This is a genomic window from Dietzia sp. CQ4, assembly GCF_014145125.1.
Taxonomy (GTDB): domain Bacteria; phylum Actinomycetota; class Actinomycetes; order Mycobacteriales; family Mycobacteriaceae; genus Dietzia; species Dietzia natronolimnaea.
The window spans coordinates 1-9,198 of record NZ_JAALDZ010000063.1 but is presented as its reverse complement, the minus strand read 5'-3'; the positions used below and the strand labels follow the sequence as shown (position 1 = coordinate 9,198).

The 9,198-nt window shown below is 60.8% G+C and carries 9 protein-coding genes; 5 read left to right on the top strand and 4 right to left on the bottom strand.

Annotated elements, in window-relative coordinates; all coding sequences use genetic code 11:
* The first annotated feature begins 590 nt into the window (after window positions 1-590).
* Window positions 591-1,220, top strand: coding sequence for a hypothetical protein (locus tag G6031_RS04375; RefSeq protein ID WP_182652567.1), 630 nt, complete (start codon window positions 591-593; stop codon window positions 1,218-1,220).
* 68 nt (window positions 1,221-1,288) lie between these two features.
* On the opposite strand, the gene G6031_RS04370 is transcribed toward G6031_RS04375, so the two are convergent.
* Window positions 1,289-2,551 carry an MFS transporter gene (locus G6031_RS04370; protein ID WP_182652566.1) on the bottom strand — a complete coding sequence of 421 codons (1,263 nt, stop codon included), beginning with the start codon at window positions 2,549-2,551 and terminating at the stop codon, window positions 1,289-1,291.
* Between the two features lie 37 nt (window positions 2,552-2,588).
* Window positions 2,589-2,954 (bottom strand): metalloregulator ArsR/SmtB family transcription factor, encoded by a 366-nt coding sequence (locus tag G6031_RS04365; protein WP_182643393.1) that lies wholly within the window; start codon window positions 2,952-2,954, stop codon window positions 2,589-2,591.
* 247 nt (window positions 2,955-3,201) lie between these two features.
* Between G6031_RS04365 and G6031_RS04360 the strand changes: the two genes are divergently transcribed.
* The 4 genes from G6031_RS04360 to G6031_RS18805 all read left to right on the top strand — a co-directional run bounded on the left by G6031_RS04360 (window position 3,202) and on the right by G6031_RS18805 (window position 6,715).
* Entirely contained in the window at window positions 3,202-4,218 is a 1,017-nt protein-coding gene (locus G6031_RS04360; RefSeq protein WP_182652565.1) for a transposase, read from the top strand.
* Window positions 4,219-4,375: 157 nt separating this feature from the next.
* Entirely contained in the window at window positions 4,376-4,657 is a 282-nt protein-coding gene (locus G6031_RS04355) for a recombinase family protein (RefSeq protein ID WP_182652564.1), read from the top strand.
* Window positions 4,657-4,989, top strand: coding sequence for an Lsr2 family protein (locus G6031_RS04350; RefSeq protein ID WP_182652563.1), 333 nt, complete (start codon window positions 4,657-4,659; stop codon window positions 4,987-4,989). Before G6031_RS04355 ends, G6031_RS04350 begins: the two co-directional genes overlap by 1 nt.
* A 1,423-nt stretch (window positions 4,990-6,412) precedes the next feature.
* Window positions 6,413-6,715, top strand: a complete 303-nt coding sequence (locus tag G6031_RS18805; RefSeq protein ID WP_241737184.1) for a hypothetical protein — start codon at window positions 6,413-6,415, stop codon at window positions 6,713-6,715.
* An 846-nt stretch (window positions 6,716-7,561) separates the two neighbouring features.
* Here G6031_RS18805 and G6031_RS04340 read toward each other — a convergent pair.
* On the bottom strand, window positions 7,562-8,584 hold the full coding sequence (locus tag G6031_RS04340; protein ID WP_182652561.1) for an ATP-binding protein: 1,023 nt from the start codon (window positions 8,582-8,584) through the stop codon (window positions 7,562-7,564).
* Between the two features lie 365 nt (window positions 8,585-8,949).
* A partial coding sequence (locus G6031_RS04335; protein WP_182652560.1) for a helix-turn-helix domain-containing protein occupies window positions 8,950-9,198 on the bottom strand: 249 nt, incomplete at its 5' end.

The following is a 9,198-nucleotide window of genomic DNA, read 5'->3' as shown; positions in this document are numbered from 1 at the left end:
TGGTGGGCCGCCGGCTACAACCTCGCCGCCGTGCCCCTGGCCGCTGGAAGTGCTCGCCCCAATCGGATTCGTGCTGCCCATGAGCGTCGGCACCATCCTCATGTCGCTATCAACAGTCGTTGTTGCTCTCAACGCCCAACTGCTGCGCCGCCTCGACCTACGCCCAGAATTCGTCACAAGAGCGATGACACGGGGGAATCACACAATGATTACCACCTACCCCACCCGGCACCGAGCCGCGGTCGCATGTCTTGTGGTCGGCGCGCTAACCCTCGCCAACTGCTCGAGCGAATCCTCCGACATCGCAGTGCCAGAATCGCTGCCCTCGTTTCCGCAGCAGCCGAAACCGGCCCGACCCGCTGACACATCGGCCCACGGAACGCCGGTTCAAGCTGCGCTGAATAGACTTCCGATACTGCGGGTCGACTCCGATAACCAGACTTTATGTAAATCTGAGGCCGAAGCGCCAGCGAAGGATCAAGACCCAGTTACACCACTTCCAGGGGCTTGACCTGGCGCCCGCCCTCGGGTGCTGTCCTGCCGCCAAATACGCGTCGATCAGCTAACAAGGCCAGACGGAAGGAAAAGTAGTGCCAACTGGAGAGAAGGACCTGAGGCTCGTCGTTGACTTCCAGCGGGAGCGCATCGAGGTGCTCTCGGACGGTTCGAGGCGCATCGCCCGGACTCCCAGCAGCCCTGACCGGGGTTTGGTGACTACATGGCCAGTGTTCCTGTCGATTGTCGTCGCTGCGACCGGGCGGCCAAGCAACAGACAATCCGGCGCTGATGAGTGGTGGGAACTCGAGCTCGACCCGGCAACGATGACGGACAGCATTGGCGACGACATTCCCCCGTTTTCGCTGGCACGTCTAACAGTCGAGCCATTTCTAGCCAACAACTCCGGGGAGTTTCTCTTCTGGTACGTCGACAATCACGGCAATAGGGACTCGGAAGGGCATTCGCCCGGCTGCGGAGACCCTTTGGCCATTGGGGAAGAAGACCTGATTTGGCTCGGGGGGTCAGTTACAGACGACTACTTCGATTTATACGAGCAGGCATACGAGACCGCCTCGAGTGGACGGGACGAGGGATTTTCGATCCGGGGAAGATGGGTCGGAAGATTCATCACGCACCCGGACGAGGGCGAGTACAAGGCGGAGTTCTACGCGCCTACGGAGTTCAAGCGTCCCGGATTCAGCAGCGTCGACTGGGCCGACTAGGCCGCCGCGAGCCGCCTGGCTGTCTAGTCTCAAGATCCCCTCTTGAGGTGTCTCGTTTGATGTGACTCTCAGCTTCGATTGGCGGGATTGCGCAGCTTTGCTTGGCGGGGCTTCGTGCCTCTCTTTGGTTCGGCATCATCTCGCCAGGCCAGTAGTGCCGCCCCGGCGCCGATCACTCCGATTGCGACGAGTACGAATCCGGTCGCTTGGAGGCCGATTGCGGTGCCGAGGGTGCCGGCCAGTGGGTAGGTGATGAGGAAGCAGGCGTGGGAGAGGGAGAACTGCGCGGCGAATACTGCCGGCCGGTTCTGCTCGGTGCTATTTCTGCGCAGTAGCCGCGCCGAGGGTGTGAGGATGGTCGAGGTTGCGGCGCCGAGCAGTCCCCACATCGTGAGCAAGGTATTCCACTGGGCAGTGCCGCCTGCCCATCCGATCACGATGGCCGTGGCGAGCAGGATGATGGGCAGCGCGGCTCCGCCGACGAGCATGACTTTCCGGTCGGCAAGTTGGTTCAGTAGTGCGGGCATGCCCAGGGCGACCACCATTGATCCGGCTCCGTATGCGGCGAGCATGAGGGCGACATCCGACTGCGTCCTGCCGAGCTGGCCTTGCACGAGAACCACCGTGTTGACGATGACCATGGCGGTTGTCGTGGCTACGACGAGGTTGAGTCCCATCAGGCCGCGCAGTTCGGGGCTAGCGAAGAATGTCCGTGTCCCCCGGGAAAGTCGGTCAAGGAACCGTGCAGGAGGAGGGGGCTGTATGTGGGGGAACCGAGAGGCGATGACGAGTGCGGCAGAGCCGAGAAACCCGATGACGGTTCCGATGAAGAGGTTGTTGAAGGTGATTGCCGTCAGCAGAGCCGCGGCGAGCATCGGGCTGACCAGCGATTCCAGGTCGTAGGCCAGGCGTGAGAGCGACAAGGCCCGGGTGTACTCGCGCTCGATTGGCAGCACAGAGGGGATCACGGCTTGGAAGGTCGGTGTGAACGTCGCCGAGGCGGACTGGAGCAGGAAGATCAGCACGTAGATCTGCCACGCTTCGGTGACGAACGGCAGCGATACCGCGACGCCGGCACGGACCAGATCGGCGCCGACGAGCACGGGCTTTTGGGGCAGGCGAGCGACGAGCGCGGTGGTCACGGGCGAGACAGCCACGTAGGCGACCATCTTGATAGTCATCGCCACCCCCAGCACGACGCCAGCGTCGCCGCCGGCGATATCGAACGCGAGCAGGCCGAGAGCGACGGTAAGTAAACCGGTGCCGAGTAGCGCCACTACCTGTGCGGCGAACAGCTTGGCGTACGTGGGATTGCGCAGCACCTGGAGCATGAGCGGGTGGGCCTATCTATCGGGGGCCGTCGGCGCACTACTTGATGGGCGCGTGGTGGTGCGGTGGCAGTTGACCGTTCGCGACGGCGTGCTCGGCCTGCTTGACTGCCTCAACGACCAGCGCCACCGCGTGCTCATCCGTGAGCCGGTAGAGCACGCTCGTCCCCTCCTGGCGGGTCGTGACCATCCTCGCCATCCGCAGGCGAGCCAAGTGCTGCGACACACCCGATGAGGTCTTCCCGGTAAGTGCCGCCAGGGCATTGACCGGCAACTCGTCATGCTTACTCAAAGCAAGCACAATCCTGACTCGAGTGGGGTCCGAAAGCAGGCTGAAGATCTCCGCGGCGAGGTCCACATACTCGGACTCGGGATCAAGCCCACATAAGTTACTATCTGCGTTCATGCGCACACAGTAACAAAGTTGAGCGGGGTCGTCCCGGCACACACCGTTCAATTGCGCCTCGTCGGGCTCGTCAACTCGCCACTCCAGACCTGACTTCCACAAGTTGACGCTGTTCTAGCGTTCTGCATTGCGGTTTGCGCTGGTAGGGCGAGTTCGGGGCTGGCGTTTGTGACACTAAACGGCCCGGTAGGTTGGGCCTGTGGGGCTGAAATTTCGGAAGGTGCCGACGGGGTCGGGGGCCACGGGCGTGCAGTTGGTCGAGTGGGTCAGCGGCCGGTTGGTGGTGCGCGAGCACCTCGGTTCGGCTCACACCCCCGGCGAGTTGGCGGCGTTGATCGAGGTCGCCAAGCAGCGCATCCAGGGCGATCAGCAGGCGTTAGACCTGGAGTTGAGTGAGCGCGGCGCCGCGGTGATCGACGTGCCGGCAGCGACAGCCGCGCGGATCCAGCAGTCCACGGCGCGGATCCTGTGGCAAGGATTGACCGGTACGTACTCCATCAGCGACATGGTCGTGGTGGCCGATGCCGGCATGCTGTCGGCGGCCAACCTCAATGCGCTGGAGGATGCGGGCCTGTCGTTCATCGTCGGCTCCCGCACTTCCAAGGCGCCCAAGGAGCTCGAGGACCATTTCGGTCGCCGCGGCAACCTGATTGCCGACGACGGCGTCGTGGAGCTGATCCGCCCAATGGGACAGGGCCGGGACCGGCGAGACCGGCGGGTGGTGTGGCACTACAAATGGGAGCGAGCCAAGCGAGACCGGCGGACGCTGAACGCGCAGATCGACCGCGCCCAACGCGTGGCCGACCGGGCAGAACCACTCAAGAAGCAGCGGTTCGTCAAGGTCACCGACCAGAAGGTAATCCTGGACGAGGCCTCGATCCAGCGGGCCCGCGAATCTGCAGGTTACAAGGGGTATGTCACCAACATCGCCCCGGCCGCGATGGACGGCCATGCCGTCGTGGCGGCCTATCACGACCTCTGGAAGGTCGAGCAGTCCTTCCGCATGGCCAAGGCCGACCTGAGAGCGCGCCCGATCTTCCACCGCACCCGCGATGCGATCGAAGCTCACCTCACCGTCGTGTTCGCGGCCCTGGCCGTGGCGCGGCACCTGCAAGACGTCACCGGCATGTCGATCAAGAAGATCGTCACCACCCTGCGGCCGCTGCGCACGGTCACCGTCGCCATCGGCGACCACGAAATGCTCGTCGAGCCCACAATCCCGGACGCCGCGCGAGCCGTCATCGACGCGATCAACGCAGGGTGACACTAAAACTTGTGGAAGTCAGGCCAGATGGTGCCGAAACGATCGAATTTGGGACACTCGCGGAGCCAAGACGTTTCGTCAGTCACGAGTGTCTGAAAACTCGTGTCGCCTCCAATGAGGCGAAAAGGGTCGATAGCAGTACGCCGAAGGCACGTGGGTGGGCTACGTGAGCGTGTCGACACGGAATCAACACCCGGAGGCTCGACTCGATGCATTGACCGCAACCGGCTGCGACAAGATCTTCGTCGATCACGCCTCGGGCACGCTCTCTCGCCGACCCCAACTCAATCACGTCCTGAAATTGACCTGCCGTGCCGGCAACACATTAAGCTCGACCGACTCACCTCTCCCTCTAATGAGAGGGAGAGGCAAGGATCGATTTCTCTATTTGGTGCACACTGTCACCCGGTATCAACGTCACCACAAAAGGGGGAAGTAATGGCACAGCTTTTTCAGATTCGGTACCTCGACGATATCGACGGCACCGACCTGGGCGACAAGGCGAACACTCTCTTCTTCGCCTTCGATGGGAAAGAATATTCCATCGACCTCAGCGGCGAGAACGCCGACACATTCCACCAGGTCATGGCACCGTACATCGCGGCCGGCCAGCGGGTAAGCAAGACGAAGTCTTCGCGCAGGGCCACGACCAAGACCTCGTCCGGGGACACCACGGCCATTCGCGAATGGGCTCGCGACAACGGCCACGACCTCTCGGACCGCGGCCGCATCCCCGCAGCTGTCATGGACGCGTACGTAGCCGCCAACTAGCAAGATAGCGCGGCGCCGGCCAGTGCAATCGCCGAGCGCTGGCTCATGCTCACAGTCGGCTGGTTAACTGGCATCTTTCTGCCACCCTGCAGCGATCATCCTCGGTGACCCGGCAGTACATTCCGGAGCCTGGAGGACCACGCCGATATCCAGACCTTATGACAAGCCAGGCGTGCCGAATCTAATGCAAGACAGAGGCCTGGCTTCAGTACCAATGGGCAGGTGCCGCACTCCTTGTCTGAAGGCGGGCCCGCGCTCGTTGGGCAGGCCGAAGCGCACTAAATCGTGATCTCACGTTGTCGTAGACGTCGGTTGCCCCAGACTCATCGATCACAGAAATGAGGAGAGCGAATGGGATCTTCGTCGGTGAGTTGTCCAGCGCACCGCTTCGTCGAGCAGTGTATGAGAGTTCGATTCTAGGCAATTCCACCTCTCCGGCTTTGACCGATACACGATAGTGACGTACGGTCTCCCACTTTCCACTGTCACGTAACTGAAACTCCGGCTTTCCCTTCTTCGAATTGCTAAGAGTTTTAGTAACGGGTTCTTGGCTCTGAGTCCAACCTTCAGAGAGCAGGGCTGCCGCTTCGCTTCCACCGATATCCAGAACTCTGCTCTTTTCGGACATGTTTTTCGGGGGAGAAAGCAAATAGAGGCGATGATGAGGTCGGAGCACCAATTCGAGGGACGCACTGGTGTACTCGGTCGGCTGAGTAGGGTCGACAGGTGAAGCATAGGCGAGCGTGATATTTAGTTTAATGTCTCTAGTCGCAGGATCCGCAACTGGCACTTGATATCCAAGCAGATCCCCTCGTTCGATTTGGTCGACATACAATACATGCACCTCATGTGGTGCGCATTCGAGAATTTCATCGTAAGACAACGGTTGACGCCCATACCCGACTTCGTCTCGAAGTTTGACATGCTGTCGTGGTCGCTCCGCAAAGTGGGTGGCGAAAGCCCTTAAGACGCTGCTGTTGACCCGCGGAAGCCGCGTGACCAGTTTCGAAAGGGCGTGTGTTGTCACGGGCGCAGCGAAACTCGTTCCAGTAGCGGCCAGAAAACTTCCATCTGATCGGACCAAATCAAAGAGTCGACCTTCGGCGCCTCCGAATTGGACGCCGAGAGGCTGAATTCGCGACCCATGTCGACCTGGCCCCATCGACGAGTAAGGGGCTCGACCCCAAGGAGCGTCTGGGGCGGGCGTGTCGCAAGCCCCAACGGCGAGACCGTTAGCCATATCAGCTGGCACTTGTACCCGGTGGAGCCCAGCTTCTTGGTCCTCCTCCCCGTCATTTCCAGCAGCCACGACGAACAGGACGTCCTTGTCCCAGGCCAGCTGATCGAGTTCACTCGTCCACCGGTTTGGTTCCATGTCATCTTCAACCGCAAGGGTGGGACCGAGACTCAGATTGACTAGGCGATGCCCGTTATCTTCAACTGCCTTCTTGATCTCATCGAGGACCCAGTATCCCTCCAGATCTCCGGGGATCCCGGGAGCCGGCAGAACGCGGTAGCTCTCGACCGGGAGGGGCGGTATAGGCGCTTGTTGTCCAGGACCGACAAGGCCGTACAACACAGCGCCAGTGACCCCAGTTCCATGGTCGAGGTCATCTTGCTCTGGGGCTTCGGGGGTGAGGTGGTGTGTAGGAATATCAAACAGATGACCGCTCCTACGAGCGGTGTCCACACCACCGTCAAAGACCGCTACGGAGACGGTGTTTAGTACAGGCTCGTGGGTAGCCGGCGCAACTAGCCGCTGTGCACTTCGAGTCCCAAATCGGGGTCGCGGCCGCATAGCCGGCATCGGACGCAGCACCCGCAATGGATTGAAGAGCGCGATGGAAGACGCCGCCTGAGCAGAAAGACTGACGGGGCTGAATGTCAGCCCACCGACTTCTCGGACGTAGTCCCGATGTACTTCGCCTCCTGCGGTTGCAACGAGGTCGAACCACCTACCAAGCGTCTCTTCATCTATCTGTACGGGGTCACCAAGTCTCGATCCACGCGGATGCAATACCGCTTCCCAAGTAGCCGAGGGGGCGACGCCAGATTTCCCTCATCGGCTTCCTGCGAGCGCAGCACGTCTAGTTCGCGAGGGAGCGATATTTCGCTGAACTCGCGGATCTGCGTAAAGGCCTGTTGTTCGGTCCGAGTACGGCCGCCAGAACTAATCAGAGCCTGCAACTCGCGGAGACCGCTGTCGGAAACAGTGAAGACTAGCCGTCGGGTCTGCGCCTCGACGTCCCTCGTCCTCGTGACGTACCGACCTATTGCCGACCGAGATCCGACAGGAGACGCACCAATGTGTGCTAAGAGCTCCGTGGGGAAGTACGAAGCAGCGAGGTAGTTGGGCAGTAGTTGCGCCTCGACATAGACTCGATCCGGCGCCCGCAGTCTGGGTGAGAGCGTAGCTACAGCCTCTACCGCCGCCGCGACCTGAGGCGCCAGCAACTGTTGAGCTTGCTCGACAGTCTGGGGTTCGTACTTGTCTCCCCCGCCCGAGTTTGGAGCCTGCACATCGAGTTTCAGCGCCTCACCATTGACTAGAAGTGGGCGCCGTACAGCCCCATCACTCTGCGCCTCCGCCATAGCCAGTTCCTTCGGCTCGTTTAATTCCTGCCGCCACCGTGGGGTGACTTACCCCAGTCACGCTTGCGATCTGTCGGTTCGACATCCTTAACGTGTCACGCATTGCAAGAAAGAGCCTGTCACGGTTTGCCCCGGACCCATCGAAGACACGCGCCAACTCACTGAGGAGTTCGTCGCCGAAACTTGAATCATGGATAATCGAGCGCCGATAAGCCAGAGACCAGAACCTTGCCAAATCGGAACCGCTATACTCGTCTGTCAAGTCTGCGATCAAAGCAAGTTGGTCGACCCCTACACCGTCGAGCCCGTCAGCTAAGGCTCGTAGAGTCGCTAGCCTCTGCCCCCGGCCCGGCAAGGGAAGTTCAAGTGAGCGATCAAAACGACGCTCAACCGCTTCGTCAAGCAGTTGCGGGTGATTGGTGGCCGCCACGAGGAGGCTGACATCTGGCCATCGATCAAGCTCAACGAGAATCACATTCACTATCCGTTTGAGCTCGCCAATATCAGAGTCGTCGTCGCGACGTTTAGCGATCGCATCAAACTCATCTAAAAGAAGGACACATGGCCCGCTCTTTGCATAGTCAAGGACTGATTTAATGTTACGGCCAGACGATCCCAAGTAGCTGGAGACCACAGTCGAAAGATCCAGCGACAACAGCGGCAAATCAAGCGATTTTGCGAGCCATCGCGCAGTCATAGTTTTACCTACACCCGGAGGGCCACTCAAAAGGAGCGTTCGAGTCGGGCTGACCCCAGCTTTCCGCAAGTCCTCCGCACGACGCCGTTCCAGAAGCACCTCGTTGAGCTGACACATCACTTCGTCACTCAGGACGAGCCCCTGACTGTCCGGAACAAGGTCGATATCCACAAGGGGCTGCGCGCTGTCCCCCTCAGTCGGCACCGACCCGGAGACGTACCGCAACTCGGTCGAGTCCGACCCGGACGTCATGGCGCGATGGACTGCGTTGCGGAACTGCTCGACGTTCTCAATCTCGGTCGGCACTGATCTCATTAGCCGCGACGCGAGTTGCCGGACCCCAGCTCCGTGTCCTCTAGTACCCACGCGCACTAGGTCGACTACTGCCCGTTCCAAACCGTCATCATCGCGGTAGCTGGACTTAGATGTGGCGACCATGCTTACCACCCTACTCGCCAGCCTATGCCTGCAAGGGAGGGAGTCTGGTAAATCGATCCAAATCGACACTTCCCCTTACCGTACCGTCCGCCTGGCGCCGCACCCTGTCGCCAACGACACCGTTTAGCCGGGGCAAAGGCATCTGCAAGACAAGACGCTGGCTACTGTGCCGGGCATCAAACTCCGGTGGGGATTGCGATTGTCGACGCCTCTTGTCCCGGCCCCTAGACCTTCTACTGTGGTTGGCGTTGGAGGGCGCGGTACAGCGTGGACCGTCCGACTTCGAGATCGCGGGCGATCGCTGACGGCCCCTCCCCCGCCTCAATGCGTTGTCGGGCCCTATCGATCTGTTCGTCGGTCAGGACGCGTTTGCGTCCCGTGTACTTGCCCTTCGCCTTGGCGATGGCGATACCCTCGGCCTGGCGTTCGCGAATGATGGCCCTCTCGAACTCGGCGAACGCCCCGAGCAGCGACAGCATCAG

Coding starts and splice junctions, on each gene's coding strand:
- G6031_RS04350 (WP_182652563.1), top strand. CDS start 4,657: ATGGCACAGCTTTTTCAGATTCGGTACCTCGACGATATCGACGGCACC.
- G6031_RS04365 (WP_182643393.1), bottom strand. CDS start 2,954: ATGAACGCAGATAGTAACTTATGTGGGCTTGATCCCGAGTCCGAGTAT.
- G6031_RS18805 (WP_241737184.1), top strand. CDS start 6,413: ATGCCCGTTATCTTCAACTGCCTTCTTGATCTCATCGAGGACCCAGTA.
- G6031_RS04370 (WP_182652566.1), bottom strand. CDS start 2,551: ATGCTCCAGGTGCTGCGCAATCCCACGTACGCCAAGCTGTTCGCCGCA.